Below are 15,896 nucleotides of genomic sequence, written 5' to 3' on the forward strand. Positions count from 1 at the left end.
CACCCGCCGCGCGAACCGACCGATCAGCCCTGTGCGGCCGCCCGCGCCCGCTCCCAGTAGGACCGCCACTGCTCGGGGTCCAGGTCGCGGGGATCACGCCCGTCGGCCCTGGCCGCGTCCTCGGCCGCGCGGACCCGCTCGTCGAACCTGCGGGCCGCGGCCCGCAGGTCCATCTCGGGGTCGGCGCCCCGGCGGCGTTCGGCCTCGATCGCGGCGAACAGCTCGCCGCCGGGACCGCCGTCGTCACCGATGAGCTCCTGGGGCAGACCGTTGCGCACGGCGCGCTTTTGAAGCTCGTAGGCGAGCAGGGCGGCGGGCTGCCCGAAGGGGACCCCCGCCAGGATCGACGCCTCGGCCTGCCCCTTGGCCGCGCGCTCGGCCGCCTTGATCGTCTCCCAGTTCGCGCGCACGTCGTCGGCCCCCGCCACCGCGGTGTCGGCGAACACGTGCGGATGGCGGCGGGTGAGCTTGTCGATGATGGCGCCGGCGACGTCGTCGATCGTGAATCCGTCCTCGCCGGGAGAGCGCTCCTGGGCGACCCGGGCGTGGAAGACGACCTGGAGCAGGACGTCGCCGAGCTCTTCGCGCAGCGTCGCGTAGTCGCCCTGCTCGATCGTCTCCAGCGTCTCGTAGGACTCCTGGATCAGGTACTTGGCGAGGGACTCGTGGGTCTGGTCGGCGTCCCACGGGCACTCCCGGCGCAGCCTGTCCATGACCTCGACCAGGTCGAGCAGGCGGTGGCCGGGAGGCGTGGTCGGGTCGGTGCTCATGCCCTCAGCCTCCCACGCCCCCCGGGAGGGCCGGCAGGGGCTCCACCGCCGGGGCCGACAGCTCACCGACGCCCGGGACGATCGTCAGCGTGGCCGGGTCGATCTCGCCGTAGCGCGGGCTCACCTCGATGTCGACGTCCCTGAGGTAGGGGGCGAGGCTCAGGGCCAGGTAGTCGTTGACGACCTGCTGGCGCACGACGGGTTCGTTGCGGGTCAGCGCCGCCTGGATCTCGCGTTCCAGCTCCTCGCCGGACAGCCCCGCCACCGCCCCCTGGGCGGCCATGTCCTCGCGCATGGTGGCGCGAGCCCGCTCGGCCAGCACGGAGATCTCGGCGGGGTCGGCGCGCTCGACCAGCTCCTCGCCGATGACGGCGAGACGGACCTGGTCGTCGATCTGCGGGGCGGCGAGCCCCTGGGCGAGCAGGGTGTCGCGTCCGCCCAGCTCGGTGAGCTTCTCCTGGGTCCGTTGCGCTCCCGTGTCGATGCCGTTGTCCTTCGCGATGCGGTCGAACAGGGTCATGGCGATGCGGTTGCTCAGCACGCGGCCGGCCAGCATCGGCCGCTGTTCGTCGGCGACCTCTTGTCCCTGACCGGCCAGCGCGGCCTCGTACTCGGCGATCTCGGAGCGGATCTCATCGTTGCCGATCCGCTCGCCGCCGACGATGGCGGCGGCCCCGGCCTGGCCGGTGGAACAACCGGTGAGGGCGGCGAGGGCCAGGGCGGTCAGGAGCAGGGGGGCGCGGCGCGAAGAGGTGGGGCGCACGGCAGGGCCTTTCGGTCGGCGGAGGCGACCCGGGGCGGTCGCCGCGCACCACGTTACTTCGCCGGTGGCACAGAGTCCCGGACCGGACGCGCTCCGCCACCCCCGGCTCCCGCGCGTCTCAGCGGGGCAGCCAGCCCCCCTCGCCCAGCATGGTGACGACCTCGGCGACGGACTCCTCGATCGTGGCGGCGGCGGTGTCGATCGTGAGGTCGGCGTCCTCAGGGGCCTCGTAGGGATCCGAGACCCCGGTGAACTCCGGGATCCGCCCGGCCCGCGCCTGGGCGTACAGCCCCTTGCGGTCGCGCGCCTCGCACACCTCGATCGGGGTGGCCACGTGGACCAGCAGGAAGTCGCCCGTGGCCTCCGCCATGGCGCGCACCTCGGCGCGGGTCGCGGCGTAGGGCGCGATCGGGGCGCAGATGGCGACGCCGCCGTGCCGGGCGATCTCGGCGGCGACGTAGCCGATACGGCGGACGTTGAGGTCGCGGTCGGCCCGGGAGAAGGTCAGCCCCGACGACAGCATCCGCCGTACGACGTCACCGTCGAGGAGGGTCACGGTCCGCCCGGCGGCGCGGACGGCCTCGGCCACGCCGCGCGCCACCGTGGACTTGCCCGAACCGGACAGACCGGTGAAGAAGAGGGTCAGGCCGCGGCGGACGCGCGGCGGCCGGCGGGCCGCGAGCGCCGCGGCGACCTCGGCGGGGGTGAACCAACCGGGCAGTTCCTCGCCGCGCGCGAGCATCAGGGCGACCTCGGCCTCGTCGGGCTCCTCGGCCGCGTCACCCGGTGCGACCAGGTCGGCCGGCCGCCAGGCGCCACGGGCCAGGTCGTAGCGCAGCGGAGGCGGGGCCAGGAAGGGGATGGGGGCGCCGTCGGCCGGAGGGGTGGCCATCGGCGTGGCGTGTTCGACCAGCACGTGCGTCGCGCCATAGGCCCGCGCCACGTGCGCGGCGAGGAGGGCGCGACGCGAAACGACGTCCTCGCCCGGGTCGAACCCGTCGCCGGGGCCGGGCAGGGTGACCACGACGACGCGGGTCCCCTCGGGCAGCGCTCCGACCGCCGCGAGCACCATGGGCGCCGCCCCCTCGGAGTCGAGAGGGGCGTCGACGAGCACGAGGACATCGGCCGGGACGCCGCCACCGGCCTCCCGCGCGGCGGCCCGGACACGGTGCAGCGCCCGGTGGTGCAGTGGGGTGTCGGTGACGACCGCGAGCAGCGGTCGGTCGCCGCCCCCGTCACCGCGCTCGGCCCGCACCTCCTCGGCGGTGCGGCGGAGGTGGCGCAACGCTCCGTGGACCGGCGGTGCCACCGGGCGCACCGGTCCGGCGAGCCGGTGCCCTCCCTCCGCCCACCAGCGCTCGGTGACCTCCAGCTCGGCCAGCGGCGCTCCCTCGGGGTCGGTGAGCAACAGCCTTTCGACACCGGCGAGTTCGTCGGGGATCGGGAGCGTGACCGGCACCGGCCAGTCGGTCCCGTCGGGCAGCCGGCCGTGCTTGACCACCGAGGCCGCCTCGGCCGCGGTGAGGAAGCCGGCCAGCGGACAGGCGCCGCCCAGGATCAGTTCCAGGTGGGCCATCGCCTGGGGGTCGGGGGTGAAGGTCGGGCGGTCGCCGGCGGACCCGCTCATGGACGCTCCCTCAGTGTGCGCAGACGCTTCGCACCAGCGTATTACCCGGGGTCGCGGCGCCGGCCGGCCGGTCGGAAACGCCCTTCTTGGCCCGGATGGGCGGGAACAGCGGTAAGCCGCCATGTGTTGTCATCAGATGTCCGATGACTTCCCCCCACCGTCCCGGCCCTGGTGATCCCGGCCCCCGTGGTACGGGTCCGCGCGTAGGCTAGGAACGGGGAGCCCACCGATCCAGCACCGCGCGTCCCGCCCGCCGCATCCATCGGTACCACCGTCACACGCCCCACCTGGTGATATGAGCCTTTCTGGACTTCTCGCCGTCGTCGCCGACGATCCGGCCCTCAAGAAAGCGATCGCAACCGCCCGCGGCGGCCACGATCCTCGTCTCGATCTCGTGGCGCCGCCCGCGCTGCGCCCGTTCCTGTTGGCCGCGCTGGCCGCCGGGGCCCCCGTGGGGGCGGACCGTCCGGTCCTCGCCGTCACGGCGACCGAGCGCGAGGCGGCCGACCTCGCCGACGCCCTCGGATCGCTCCTGCCCGCCGAGTCGGTCGCGCTCTTCCCCGCCTGGGAGACGCTGCCGCACGAGCGGTTGTCGCCGCGCTCCGACACCGTGGGCCGCCGGCTGGCGGTGCTGCGCCGCCTGGCCCACCCCGACCCCTCCGACCCGCTCACCTCGCCGCTGCGGGTCGTCGTCGCCCCGGTGCGCAGTGTGCTCCAGCCGCTCGTCGCCGGGCTCGGCGACCTGCGGCCCGTGCGCATCCGGCCGGGCGATGAGGCCGAGCTCGACGACGTCGTGCAGGCCCTGGTCGAGGCCGGCTACGCGCGGGTCGACCTGGTCGAGAAGCGGGGCGACATCGCCGTGCGCGGCGGCATCCTCGACGTGTTCCCGCCCACCGAGGAACACCCGCTGCGGTTGGAGTTCTGGGGCGACCGGGTCGACGAGATCCGCTACTTCCAGGTGGCCGACCAGCGTTCCCTGCCCGGCAAGCCCGACGAGACCCGCGCCGGCTCGGCGCCGGGTCTGTTCGCCCCTCCCTGCCGGGAGCTGCTGCTCACCCCGGCGGTACGCGAACGCGCCCGCGCGCTCGCGGCCGACCACCCCGCCCTGGCCGACATCCTGGCCAAGCTCGCCGACGGTGTCGTGGTCGAGGGGATGGAGGCGTTCGCGCCGGCGCTCACCGACCACATGGAGCTGCTGCTGGAATACCTGCCGGCCGGAGCCCACATCGTGGCCTGCGACCCCGAGCGCATCCGCACCCGGGCGCTGGAGCTCGAGGCGACCAGCAAGGAGTTCCTGGACGCCTCCTGGGTCAACGCCGCCTCCGGCGGCGAGGCCCCCATCGACCTGGGCGCCTCCGCCTACAGGTCGATCGCCCAGGTCCGTTCGGACGCCGACCGGCTGGGCCTGGCCTGGTGGACGATCACCCCGTTCGACCCGGGCGCGCCGGCGACGGCCGAGGAGGACGACTCCCTCCTCATCGGCGCCACCGCCGCCGACGAGTACCGCGGCGACACCGAGCGCGCGCTCGCCGACGTCAAGTCGTGGCTGCACGACGAGTGGCGGGTCACGCTGGTCACCCAGGGGCAGGGGCCGGCGGAACGGTTGGTGTCGATGTTGCGCGACTCCGGCCTGGGCGCCCGGCTCCAGCCGGACCTGTCCTCCGCGCCGGACCCCTCCGTCGCGACGGTGACCACCGGACGGATCGAACACGGCTTCGTCTGGCGTTCGGTGCGCACCGTCGTGCTCACCGAGACCGACCTCGCCGGGCAGAAGTCCTCCACCAAGGACATGCGGCGCATGCCCAGCCGGCGCAGGGGCGCGATCGACCCGCTCCAGCTCAAGTCCGGCGACTACGTGGTGCACGAGCAGCACGGTGTGGGCCGCTACATCGAGATGGTCAGCCGCAGCGTCCAGGGGGCCACCCGCGACTACCTGGTCATCGAGTACGCGCCGTCCAAGCGCGGGCAGCCCGGCGACCGGCTGTTCGTGCCCACCGACCAGCTCGACGAGGTCACCCGCTACGTCGGCGGCGAGGCGCCCACGCTGAGCAGGATGGGCGGGGCCGACTGGACCAAGACCAAGAACCGCGCGCGCAAGGTCGTCCGGGAGATCGCCGGCGACCTAATCCGGCTGTACTCCGCGCGCCAGGCCTCCCCCGGCCACGCCTTCGGCCCGGACACGCCCTGGCAGCGCGAACTCGAGGACGCGTTCCCCTACGTCGAGACGCCCGACCAGCTCGCGGCCATCGACGAGGTCAAGCGCGACATGGAAAAGCCCGTCCCGATGGACCGGCTGATCTGCGGTGACGTCGGCTACGGCAAGACCGAGGTCGCCGTCCGCGCGGCGTTCAAGGCGGTCCAGGACGGCAAGCAGGTGGCCCTGCTGGTGCCGACCACCCTGTTGGTGCAGCAGCACCTGTCGACGTTCACCGAACGCTACGCCTCGTTCCCGGTCACGGTGAAGCCGCTGTCGCGCTTCCAGACCGACTCCGAGGTCGAGGCCACCCGCGAGGGGTTGCGCACCGGCCAGGTCGACGTCGTCATCGGCACGCACCGGTTGCTGTCGTCGGAGACGAAGTTCAAGAACCTCGGCCTGGTGATCATCGACGAGGAACAACGGTTCGGCGTCGAGCACAAGGAGGCCCTGAAGCGGCTGCGCACGCAGGTCGACGTGCTGGCGATGTCGGCGACCCCGATCCCGCGGACCCTGGAGATGGGCCTGACCGGCATCCGCGAGATGACGACGATCCTCACGCCCCCGGAGGAGCGCCACCCGGTGCTCACGTTCGTGGGCCCCTACGACGAGAAGCAGATCGCCGCGGCGATCCGCCGCGAGCTGATGCGCGAGGGCCAGGTCTTCTTCGTGCACAACCGCGTGGCCTCGATCGACCGCGTGGCCGCGTCCCTGAGCAGGCTGGTCCCCGAGGCCCGGGTCGCCTACGCCCATGGCCAGATGAACGAGCAGCAGCTCGAGAAGGTCATGGTCGACTTCTGGGAGAAGAACTTCGACGTGCTGGTCTCGACCACCATCGTGGAGTCGGGGCTGGACGTGCCCAACGCCAACACCCTCATCGTCGACCGCGCCGACACCTACGGCCTGTCGCAGCTGCACCAGCTCCGCGGCCGGGTGGGGCGGGGCCGCGAACGCGCCTACGCCTACTTCCTGTACCCGCCCGAGAAACCGCTGACCGAGACCGCGCACGAGCGGTTGGCGACGGTCGCGCAGCACACCGAGACCGGCGCGGGCATGTACGTGGCGATGAAGGACCTGGAGATCCGCGGCGCGGGCAACATCCTCGGCGCCGAGCAGTCCGGGAGCATCGCCGGGGTCGGTTTCGACCTGTACGTGCGCATGGTCGGCGAGGCGGTCCGCGAGCTCAAGGGCGACGCCTCGGCCGCCGAAGAGGTCGAGACCAAGGTCGAGCTGCCGATCAACGCCCACATCCCGCACGACTACGTGCCCGGCGAACGGTTGCGCCTGGAGGCCTACAAGCGGATCGCGAGCGTGTCGGGCCTCGACGACATCGTGGCGGTGCGCGAGGAGCTGGCCGACCGTTACGGCGAGCCTCCGCAGCCGGTCGACAACCTCCTGGCCGTGGCCCGCTTCCGCGTGCTGGCCCGCAGCGCCGGACTGAGCGACGTCGTTCTGCAGGGCAACCAGGTCCGCTTCGCGCCGGTGGAGTTGCCGGAGTCCCGCCAGTTGCGGTTGCGGCGGCTGTATCCGAAGTCGCTGTTGAAGGAGGCCACGAGCACGCTGCTGGTCCCCGCGCCCAAGTCCGGGGGGCTCGGCGGCCGTCCGTTGCGCGACCTGGAGCTGCTGAAGTGGTGCAGCGATCTGGTCGAGGCCATCTTCGAGCCGGACCTGGCCGGGGCCTCGACCAGGTCCTGACCCGTCACACGGCGAGGCCCCGCGGGGCCTCGCCGTGTGTTCAGGCGTCCTGGGGCAGCCACAGATCCGGGCCGAACACCTCGTAGTGGATGGAGCGCGGGGAGATCCCCGCGGCGAGCAGGTCGGCGCGGACGGCCCGCATGAAGGGGAGCGGCCCGCACATCAGGACCTCGGTGTCGGCGGGGATGTCCAGGCCGGTCAGGTCCATGCGCCCGGGTCGGGCGTCACTGTCCCCGGGGTCCTCGTACCAGACGACGCCGCGTGCCCGGGGCAGCCGGTCGATCAGGCCGGCGACCTCCTCGCCCAGCGCGTGGGTGCGGGGGGAGCGGTCGGCGTGCAGCGCGAGGACGGGCCGCTGCGAGCCGCTGTCGACGAGGTCGTGCAGGACCGCGGCCATGGGGGTGATCCCGATGCCCGCGGAGACGAGGAGCAGCGGGGTGTCGCCGGGGCCGGGGACGACGTCCCCGAACGGGGCGGACAGGGTGAGTTCGGCTCCGACGTCCACGGTGTCGTGGAGCAGGGTCGAGACCTCTCCCTCGGGGGCGCCGGGCTCGCGGACCCGCTTGACGGTGATGCGCCGGGTGTCCCCGCCGGTGCCGCCGGAGAGGGTGTACTGGCGGAGCTGGTGCAGGCCGTCCGGCATGCGCACGCGGACGCTGACGTACTGGCCCGGCCGGGCCGGCGGGAGCGGGGCGGGGCCGGCGGTGGGACGCAGGAGGAACGACACCGCGTCGGGCGTCTCCTGGCGACGTTCGACGACCGTCCAGGTCCGCCACACGTCGTCGCCGTCCTGGATCCCGGCGACGGCGCGCAGGCGCGCCTCTGCGGCGATGAGGGCGCCGGCCATGAGCCAGTAGACCTCGTCCCAGGCGGCGGCCACGTCGGGCGTCAGGGCGTCGCCGAGGACCTCGGTCATGGCGCCGAACAGGTACTTGTGGACGATGACGTACTGGTCGTCGGTGACTCCGACGGCGACGTGCTTGTGGGCGATGCGGGAGAGCAGGGCGTCGGGACGCTCGTCAGGGTGGTCCAGCAGCGCTCGGGCGAAGCCCGCGATGGAGCCGGCGAGGGCCCGCCGCTGTTCGCCATTGGCCTGGTTACCCCGGTTGAACATGCCGTCGAGCAGGTCGGGGTGCTCGGCGAACATCGTGTCGTAGAAGCGAGCGGTGATCTCGTCCAGGGCCGCACCGACGACGGGCAGGGTCCGGCGGACGAGTTCGGCGGATTCAGCGGACAGCATGCTGGGCCTCCTTCGGCGCGGAACACGACGCCTGAATAGGAATCTGAAATGCATATTAAGACGCCCACGCGGCCTCCCCCATCCGGGTCCCGCCTACCCCGTTTCAGACGGGAAGACCGTCTCCCGGGGGCCGCAGCGCGTGGAGGACCGGCCCGGTCGGGGGCGCGACCAGCGATTCGACGCTGACCCCGTCGAGGGAGGCGAAGAAGGCCTCCTGCGCGGCCCGCAGGGCCCCGCGCAGGCGGCACGCCGACCGCAACGGACAGGGCGGGTCGTCCTCGCAGCCGACGACGTCCCCGCCCCCTTCGAGCTCGCGCACGATCATCCCGACCGAGGCGCGCCGCCCGGCCTCGGTCAACCGCAACCCGCCGCCCCTGCCGCGACGGGCCTCCACCATGCCCATGTCGGAGAGGCGGGCGACCACCTTGACGGCATGGCTGTAGGGCACCACCAGGAGTTCCGCGACCCTGCGCGTGGTCAGCAGCTCCCCCTCTTCCGCCACCGCGAGCCGCATCACGATGCGCAGTGAGAGGTCGGTGAAAGCCGTCATCCGCATACCCCCACGGTAGGTCCTCGTCCAGGGGCGAACGGCCATCGCCCTCGACCACGCCACGGAAAAGAGACGGGCAGCCCCGGTTCAACATGCACGCCGAAAACCCTGTGCAAGGTAAACCACGGAACGCACCCGAGCGACTACCCTTGGTGATTAACGTCCTCCGGACCGTGACCGGCCCCCGCCCCTCCCAGAAAGGATCGGCACCCCATGGACACCGCCGCCCCCGGACCCGAGCTCGCCGACTACACCGCCCTGCTGCGACGGCGCTGGTGGGTGGTCGCCGCCGGTACCGCGGCCGGCGTCGTCGTGGCCACCACGGCCCTGTTCCTCGTGCCACGCTCCTACACCGCCGAGACCGCCGTGCAGGTCCTGCCCACCGGCATCGCCGAACTCACCGGCGAACGGTCGGGCCGCACCAACGGCGAGGTCAACCTCGACACCGAGGCCCAGGTCGTCCGCTCCGCCGAGGTCGCCGGCACCGCGGTGGCCCGGCTGGGCACCGGCGAGGACGTCACCGAGGTCCGCGAACGGGTCGAGGTCACGGTCCCGCCGAACAGCAGCGTCCTGGAGATCTCCTACTCGGCCGGCTCCCCCGAACACGCCCGCGCGGGCTCCACCGCGTTCGCCGAGGCCTACCTCGACTACCGCGCCGAACAGGTCGGCGGCCAGATCGAGGGAAGGTTGGAGGCGCTACGCGCCGACCGCGACGAACGCTACGAGGAGCTCGAGGAACTCGCCGAGCGCGCCGCTTCGGGCACCGGCGCCACCCGGTTGCGCGCCGAATCCCGCCTCACCTCGGTCCAGGACGAGATCTCCGAGCTCAACGCGCGGATCAACCCGCTCGCCGCGCTGGCCGACTCCCTCGACCCCGGCCGGATCATCACCGCCGCGGTCGCCCCCGAATCCCCCAGCTCGCCCATCCCCCACCTGTGGCTGGGCAGCGGCGCCCTGCTGGGACTGGTCCTGGGACTGGCCGTCGCCTACCTCGTCGACCGTGGCGACCCCCGGCTGCACACCGTCCGCGAGCTCCAGCGCGCCGACGCGCCGGCGCTCCTGCTGGACCTGACCGGTGAGGGCCACGGCGGCGGCCGGATCGGGCTCTCGTCGTCCGGCTCCCGGACCGGTCAGGCCTTCAACGGCCTCGCGCACGCCCTGGGGGCCGCGCTCGGCGAGGACGGCCGCACCGTGGTGGTGACCGGTGCCTCGACCGGTCACGCCGGGGCCACCGTGGCCGCCAACCTCGCCGCCGCCCTGGCCCGCACCGGAGCCGACGTCCTCCTCGTCTGCGCCGACCCCGACGGCGCCTCCGCCACCAGGGTCCTCAACCTGCCCGCGGGCCCCGGGCTCGCCGAGGTCCTCGCCGACGCCGCCGACCCCACCACGCTGGAGCGGCGCCCGGCCGCCCTTCCCGGCGTGCGCGTGCTCCTTCCCGGCGACGACCCCTCCCGCGCGGCCGAGCTGCTCCAGCGCGAGACGATGACCAGCCTGGTCGGGCGCCTGCGCGCCGACACCCGCCACGTCGTCATCGCCACCGCGCCCATGTCCGAACGGGCCGACGCCGCGGCGCTGGCCTGCGTGGCCGACGCCGTTCTCGTCGTGGTCGAGCTGGGGCACACCCACGTGGCCGACCTCACCCAGGGCGCGCGGCGCCTGGACGGCAGCGGTACCGGGCTGCTGGGCACGGTGGTCCTGCCCCGCCAGGCCGTTTCAGCCCCGGCCGCCCCGTCACCGGCGGCCCCCGCGCGGTCGGAGCCCGCCGGCGACGACCTTCCCGACGCCACCACGAACGTCGGCAGCGACGACGCCGACCTGGCCTCGCGACGCTGATGGACGTCTCCTCCACGTCGGGCGCGCCCGCGTCCCTCTCCCCGGCCGCCACTACTCCGTCCCGGTTCACCTCCTGGCCCGCCGGATGGCCGTTCGTCGCGCTGTTCGCCGGTTACCCCCTGTGGTGGGCCCTGGGGCTCGGCCAGTTCGCCTTCTGGGTATTCGCGCTGCCCATGGCGCTGCACCTGTGGCGCCGCAAACGCGCGGGCCTGCTGCGGCTGCCCCCGGGGTTCACGCTGTGGGCGCTGTTCCTGGTGTGGTCGGTGGCCGGTCTGGCGCTGCTCGGGCTCACCCCGCCCGGCGCGCTGCCCGGCAGCGCCGGACTCGCCGGCGCGCTCGTCCGGGTCCTCACCTACCTCGCCCTGACGGTGCTGCTGCTCTACGTCGGCAACCTCTCCCGCGCCGAGTTCTCCGACGGTGCCGTCGCGCGCGCCCTGGGCTGGCTGTGCCTGGCGACCGTCGCCGGGGGGCTGCTGGGCACGTTCGCGCCCTACTTCGAGTTCACCGCGCCGCTGGAGCTGCTGCTGCCCGGCCCCCTGGCCCGCGACCCCTACCTCCAGACGCTCATCCATCCCGCCGCGGCCCAGGTCATGGACGTCCTGGGGTACGAGGCACCCCGGCCCAAGGCGCCGTGGGAGTACACCAACTCCTGGGGCAACAACCTGTCGCTGCTGGTCATCTGGCTGGTCATCGGCTGGGTGTGCCGTGGGCGGGGATGGCGGCGGTGGACCGCCTGCCTGGCGCTGGCGCTGTCCGTGGTGCCGATCGTCTACTCGCTCAACCGGGGTCTGTGGGTGGGGCTGGCCCTGTCGATCCTGTTCGCGCTGGTGCAGCTGGCGCGCCGGGGCCGGATCGTCGAGGTGGGGCTGTGCTGCCTGGCGGGCCTCCTCGCCGCGGGGGCCCTCCTGCTCTCCCCCTTGATGGGGATCGTCGAGGACCGGGCCGCCAACCCGCACAGCGACGACGGCCGGGCCGTCGCCAGCGCCGCCGCCGTGCGCGCCGCGATGGACTCCCCCGTCATCGGCTGGGGCTCCACCCGCGAAGCCCTGGGCAGCGGCACCTCCATCGCCATCGGCAAGTCCCCCGAATGCCCCCAGTGTGGCAACCACGTCATCGGCAACAACGGCCAGCTGTGGCTCCTCCTCATCGCGAACGGGTGGGTCGGGACCGCGTTCTTCCTGGGCTTCTTCGCCCAGGCGGTGTGGCGGCACCGGTTCGACGTGTCCCTGGTGGGTTCGGGTGCGCTGCTGACCGTCCTGCTGCTGTTTTGGTACATGTTCTTCTACGTCGCGCTCACGGCGCCGCTGGCCCTGTCGTTGACCGCCGTCGCCCTTCTGTGGCGCAGGTCCACGCCCGCCCCCGGCGCCGTCGCGACTCCCGAGGGGGTTGGGCGATGACCAGCGAAGCCGCCTATCTGACCGAGCTCGCCGAGATCCTGTGGCCCTGCGGCGGCACACTGGGCCGCGGCCGCGACGACTCCCCGTTCAACGGCGCCGTCCCCCTCAGGTCGGGAGCGGCCCGCGAGTACCTTCCCGTGCCCTCGGCGCACAATCCGCGCATCATCCTGCCCGTCGCCAACCGCCACGCCGCCGCGCGCGGCGTGGCGGCGTTCGCCCAACGGCACTCGCTGCGCGACCGGGTCCGCCTCGTCCTGCTCACCGGCGCGTTCGCCAGCGGTGTGGCGCCCCTCCTCCTGCGCGACCGGCTGCGTGTGGCGTCGGGGCACGCGATCGAACACGCCCTGTCGGCCGCGCTGGACCGCGAGGTGGTGATCGCGATCCACGTCGGGCCCCCGCGGGCCAACCGCAAACCGGTGCTGTTGCTGCTCACCCCCGGCGGACGGACGATCGGCTACGCCAAGGTGGGGGTCAACCCGCTGACCTCGCGACTGGTGTCGGCCGAGTCCGAGGCGCTGCGCCTCCTCGCCGAGACCCGTTTCAGCGGCATCACCGTGCCCCGGCCGTTGCACACCGGAACGTGGAACGGCCGACCCCTGCTGGTCCAAGAGCCCTTGCCGGTCGGCGACCAGACCGACCGCCCCACACGCCGCCAGCTCCTGCGCTGCGCGCTGGAGATCGCGGAGCTGGAGCCCCTGCGCGAGGAACACCTGTCGGCCTGCGCCTACCGTCACACCCTGGCCGAACGCATCACCGAGATCGGCGACCGCGCCGAGGCCCCGGCGCTGCGCGCCGCGCTGGAGGGACTGCCCGACGTGCGTCTGCCGTTCGGGGCCTGGCACGGCGACCTCACCCGGTGGAATCTCGCCTGTACGCCACGGCGCGCGTTCGTGTGGGACTGGGAGCGGTTGACCTTCGGTGTCCCCATCGGTTTTGACGTGCTCCATTACGAGCTGAACGAGTGCGTGCAGGCCGGCGTCCACCCGGGGGTCCACCGCTGGTTGGACAGTGGGGCGCGGCTGCTGCGCGACCCCCTGATGAGCGGTGCCGGGGTGCGCCCCGATTCCGTCTCCACCGTGATGGCGCTCTACCTGATCGACCTGGCAACACGCTACCTGCGCGACCGTCAGGCCGAGGCCGGCGGTCGCCTGGCCGCCATCGACGACTGGCTCCTCCCGGCGCTGGCCGGACTGGAGGAGCGGGCCGCCCACGAGGCACGCCTGTCCTGTTGACCCGCGTGCCCTCGCTCCGCCCGCCCACCGGCGGGCGGTCCCATCCACCGCCGCGCACCCGTCCGTTGGACGCGGTCCTCACAACCAGGAGCAACCAACCCATGTCCGCCACCTTGTCCATCCCGCCGGCGATCGGCGCCCCGTTGCAGCGCACCGCGCGATCCGCCTCGGGGCTGTTCGGCCAGGCCACCCGGTCCATGCGCGTGCTTCCCACCTTCCTCATCGTGGGCGCGCAGCGTTGCGGGACGACGTCGCTGTTCAAGGCGCTGCTCCAACACCCCGACGTCTTGGGGCCCACCCTCCGCAAGGGGGTGCACTACTTCGACACCGGCTACGACCGGGGATCGGCCTGGTACCGGGGTCACTTCCCCACCCGGTCGCGGGCCCGCGACCGGCAGGTCGGCGAGTCCAGCCCCTACTACATGTTCCACCCGCTGGCCGCCGAGCGGATCGCCCGCGGCCTGCCCGGGATCAAGGTCATCGTGGCCCTGCGCGACCCGGTCGAACGCGCCTACTCCGCCCACGTGCACGAGAGCGCGCGCGGTTTCGAGACCGAGCCGTTCGAGCGCGCGCTCGAGCTCGAGGAGGAGCGGCTGCGCGGCGAGGAGGAGCGGCTGCGCGCGGAGCCCTGGGCCTACTCCCACAGCCACCAGCACCACGGCTACCTGGCCCGTGGCCGCTACGCCGACCAGTTGGCGCGCCTGGAGAAGCACCTGGGCCGCGGCCGGATGCACGTCGTGGACAGCGAGGAGTTCTTCGAACGGCCCGAGGAGACGTTCGCGCGGATCGAGGACTTCCTCGGCCTGCCGCACCACTCCGACATCCGCTTCGAACGGCACAACGCCCGCCCCCGCGCGGGGATGGACCCCGTTCTGCGCGCCCGGCTGACCGAGTACTTCGAACCGCACGACGAGCGCCTGGCCCACTGGTGGGGGCGCACCCCGTCGTGGCGGCGCTGACCCGCGGCGCGTACGAGGGCCGCACGGCGGTGGCGAGATCCGGGAGGGGACGATGGGGCACGGAGGCGACGGCGACACCGGACTGGGCCGGGTGGCCCGCGGCGGCGCGGTCGGCATGGCCGGCGCGGCGGCGGGTGCCGCGCTGAACGTGGCGCTCGTCGTGGCGGTCACCCGCGCCTTCGACCAGGAGACCGCGGGGGCCTTCTTCTCCGCCACCTCGGTGTTCCTCATCGTCGTCGCGGTCGCGGGCCTGGGCACGCCCAACGCGCTGGTCCACTTCACCGCTCGATCGCGGGCGCTCGGCGCGGCCGGACGGGTGCCGGCGCTGTTGCGGGCGGCCCTGGGGCCGGCGACCGCGGTCGCGGTGCTGCTCGCCGGTGTCCTGGCCGTCCTCGCCGACGACTTCGCCGCCTGGCTCGGGGTGCCCGAGGCAGCCACCTACCTGCGGCTGCTCGCGCCCTTCCTGCCGTTCGCCGTGTGCATGGAGGCTGCGCTGGCGGTGTCCCGCGGGTTCCGCGACATGCGGGCGAGCGCCCTGTTGGACAAGGTGGCCCGCCCTCTGGCCCAGCTGGCGTTGCTCGGCGCGGTCACGGCCTCCGGCGGGGCCGCGTTGCTCGCGGTGGCGTGGGCCGGCCCCTACCTGCCGGCCGCGGTCCTGGCCTGGTGGTGGATGCGGCGCATCGCGCGCGGCCCCGCCGCCGGACCGTCGGCCGACGACGCCGGGGCCGTCGTCCCACGCCCGGTCGCCCGCCGTGAGCTGTGGTCGTTCGCGCTTCCCCGCTCGCTGGCCGACATCGCCCAGATCGGCAACCAGCGCAGCGGGATCGTGCTGGTGGCGGCCCTGCGCGGCGCGGCCGACGCCGCGTTGTTCACCGCGGCGACCCGGTTCATGGTCGTCGGCCAGTTCGGCGCGCAGGCGATCCAGTTCGCCGTCCAGCCCCGGCTGGCCGAGCTCCTGGCGGTGGGGGATCGGGACGGCGCGAACCGGCTCTACCAGGCGAGTACGGCGTGGCTGATCTGTCTGGCCTGGCCGTTGTACCTGTTGACGGTGGTGTACGCGCCCCTGCTGTTGCGCCTGTTCGGCGCGGATTACGCGGCCGGGGCCGAGGTGCTCGTGGTGATCACGTTGACGATGCTGCTGGCCTCGGGCTGTGGCATGGGCGACCTCGTCTTGATGACCGCCGGGCGCACGAGCCGCAACCTGCTGAACAATCTCGCCTCGCTCACCGTGAACGTGGCGTTGTGCCTGCTCCTGGTCCCCATGTGGGGGGCCGTGGGCGGCGCGCTGGCCTGGTCGGCGGCGATCGTGCTGCGCAACCTCGCGCCCATCGTCCAGCTCGCCGGTTCGCGGGGGCTGCATCCGTGGAGCCGGGCGTGGCCGCTCGCGGCCGGGGTGTGCCTGTGGTGGTTCGGGGCGGTCCCCCTCGCCCTCCAGGCGCTGCTGGGGGGCGGGGTGGTGTCGTTGGCCGTGGCGTTGGCCGTGGGGGGCGCCGGGCACGCCGTGTCCCTGTGGCGGCTGCGCGTCCCCCTCGCGCTGGACGGTCTACGGGCCCCTCTGCGGGGAAGGGGCGAGGCGGTCACGTCCACGACGACGCGACATCACGTGAAGTGACGTTTAAATTACTCACTGTTATGA

The 15,896-nt window shown here is 73.4% G+C and carries 11 protein-coding genes; 6 read left to right on the plus strand and 5 right to left on the minus strand.

Annotation, left to right across the window (positions count from 1 at the left end; all coding sequences use genetic code 11):
* Positions 1-23 precede the first annotated feature (23 nt).
* The 3 genes from mazG to cysC all read right to left on the minus strand — a co-directional run bounded on the left by mazG (position 24) and on the right by cysC (position 3,160).
* A complete protein-coding gene (gene mazG / locus B5D66_RS20520; protein ID WP_078763419.1) occupies positions 24-770 on the minus strand; it encodes a nucleoside triphosphate pyrophosphohydrolase in 747 nt (248 codons plus the stop codon).
* Positions 771-774: 4 nt separating this feature from the next.
* Positions 775-1,533, minus strand: a complete 759-nt coding sequence (locus B5D66_RS20525; protein WP_078763420.1) for a SurA N-terminal domain-containing protein — start codon at positions 1,531-1,533, stop codon at positions 775-777.
* Between the two features lie 118 nt (positions 1,534-1,651).
* Complete coding sequence (cysC, locus tag B5D66_RS20530) at positions 1,652-3,160, minus strand: adenylyl-sulfate kinase (protein ID WP_078763421.1); 1,509 nt, start codon at positions 3,158-3,160, stop codon at positions 1,652-1,654.
* Between the two features lie 295 nt (positions 3,161-3,455).
* Between cysC and mfd the strand changes: the two genes are divergently transcribed.
* Positions 3,456-7,049, plus strand: a complete 3,594-nt coding sequence (gene mfd / locus B5D66_RS20535; RefSeq protein WP_078763422.1) for a transcription-repair coupling factor — start codon at positions 3,456-3,458, stop codon at positions 7,047-7,049.
* A gap of 40 nt (positions 7,050-7,089) precedes the next feature.
* On the opposite strand, the gene B5D66_RS20540 is transcribed toward mfd, so the two are convergent.
* Complete coding sequence (locus B5D66_RS20540) at positions 7,090-8,289, minus strand: globin domain-containing protein (protein ID WP_078763423.1); 1,200 nt, start codon at positions 8,287-8,289, stop codon at positions 7,090-7,092.
* Positions 8,290-8,392: 103 nt separating this feature from the next.
* Positions 8,393-8,845 carry an RrF2 family transcriptional regulator gene (locus tag B5D66_RS20545; protein WP_078763424.1) on the minus strand — a complete coding sequence of 151 codons (453 nt, stop codon included), beginning with the start codon at positions 8,843-8,845 and terminating at the stop codon, positions 8,393-8,395.
* 207 nt (positions 8,846-9,052) lie between these two features.
* Here B5D66_RS20545 and B5D66_RS26360 point away from each other — a divergent pair, with 207 nt between their 5' ends.
* The 5 genes from B5D66_RS26360 (at position 9,053) to B5D66_RS20570 (ending at position 15,872) form a co-directional block, all read left to right on the plus strand.
* Positions 9,053-10,672: a Wzz/FepE/Etk N-terminal domain-containing protein gene (locus B5D66_RS26360; RefSeq protein ID WP_078763425.1), complete on the plus strand. Its 1,620-nt coding sequence runs from the start codon at positions 9,053-9,055 to the stop codon at positions 10,670-10,672.
* Complete coding sequence (locus B5D66_RS20555) at positions 10,672-12,069, plus strand: ligase (RefSeq protein ID WP_078763426.1); 1,398 nt, start codon at positions 10,672-10,674, stop codon at positions 12,067-12,069. Before B5D66_RS26360 ends, B5D66_RS20555 begins: the two co-directional genes overlap by 1 nt.
* A complete protein-coding gene (locus tag B5D66_RS20560; protein ID WP_078763500.1) occupies positions 12,066-13,301 on the plus strand; it encodes a phosphotransferase in 1,236 nt (411 codons plus the stop codon). The genes B5D66_RS20555 and B5D66_RS20560 overlap by 4 nt, the downstream gene beginning before the upstream one ends.
* A gap of 101 nt (positions 13,302-13,402) precedes the next feature.
* Complete coding sequence (locus B5D66_RS20565) at positions 13,403-14,260, plus strand: sulfotransferase family protein (RefSeq protein WP_078763427.1); 858 nt, start codon at positions 13,403-13,405, stop codon at positions 14,258-14,260.
* Positions 14,261-14,312: 52 nt separating this feature from the next.
* On the plus strand, positions 14,313-15,872 hold the full coding sequence (locus B5D66_RS20570; protein WP_078763428.1) for a lipopolysaccharide biosynthesis protein: 1,560 nt from the start codon (positions 14,313-14,315) through the stop codon (positions 15,870-15,872).
* The last annotated feature ends 24 nt before the right edge of the window (positions 15,873-15,896 follow it).

It is taken from the genome of Marinactinospora thermotolerans DSM 45154 (genome assembly GCF_900167435.1).
Lineage (GTDB): Bacteria > Actinomycetota > Actinomycetes > Streptosporangiales > Streptosporangiaceae > Marinactinospora > Marinactinospora thermotolerans.

Excerpts from the sequence above, each read along its gene's own strand:
- cysC (WP_078763421.1), bottom strand. The coding sequence starts at position 3,160 with ATGAGCGGGTCCGCCGGCGACCGCCCGACCTTCACCCCCGACCCCCAG.
- mfd (WP_078763422.1), top strand. The coding sequence starts at position 3,456 with ATGAGCCTTTCTGGACTTCTCGCCGTCGTCGCCGACGATCCGGCCCTC.
- B5D66_RS20555 (WP_078763426.1), top strand. The coding sequence starts at position 10,672 with ATGGACGTCTCCTCCACGTCGGGCGCGCCCGCGTCCCTCTCCCCGGCC.
- B5D66_RS20545 (WP_078763424.1), bottom strand. The coding sequence starts at position 8,845 with ATGCGGATGACGGCTTTCACCGACCTCTCACTGCGCATCGTGATGCGG.
- B5D66_RS20565 (WP_078763427.1), top strand. The coding sequence starts at position 13,403 with ATGTCCGCCACCTTGTCCATCCCGCCGGCGATCGGCGCCCCGTTGCAG.
- B5D66_RS20570 (WP_078763428.1), top strand. The coding sequence starts at position 14,313 with ATGGGGCACGGAGGCGACGGCGACACCGGACTGGGCCGGGTGGCCCGC.
- B5D66_RS26360 (WP_078763425.1), top strand. The coding sequence starts at position 9,053 with ATGGACACCGCCGCCCCCGGACCCGAGCTCGCCGACTACACCGCCCTG.
- mazG (WP_078763419.1), bottom strand. The coding sequence starts at position 770 with ATGAGCACCGACCCGACCACGCCTCCCGGCCACCGCCTGCTCGACCTG.
- B5D66_RS20540 (WP_078763423.1), bottom strand. The coding sequence starts at position 8,289 with ATGCTGTCCGCTGAATCCGCCGAACTCGTCCGCCGGACCCTGCCCGTC.
- B5D66_RS20560 (WP_078763500.1), top strand. The coding sequence starts at position 12,066 with ATGACCAGCGAAGCCGCCTATCTGACCGAGCTCGCCGAGATCCTGTGG.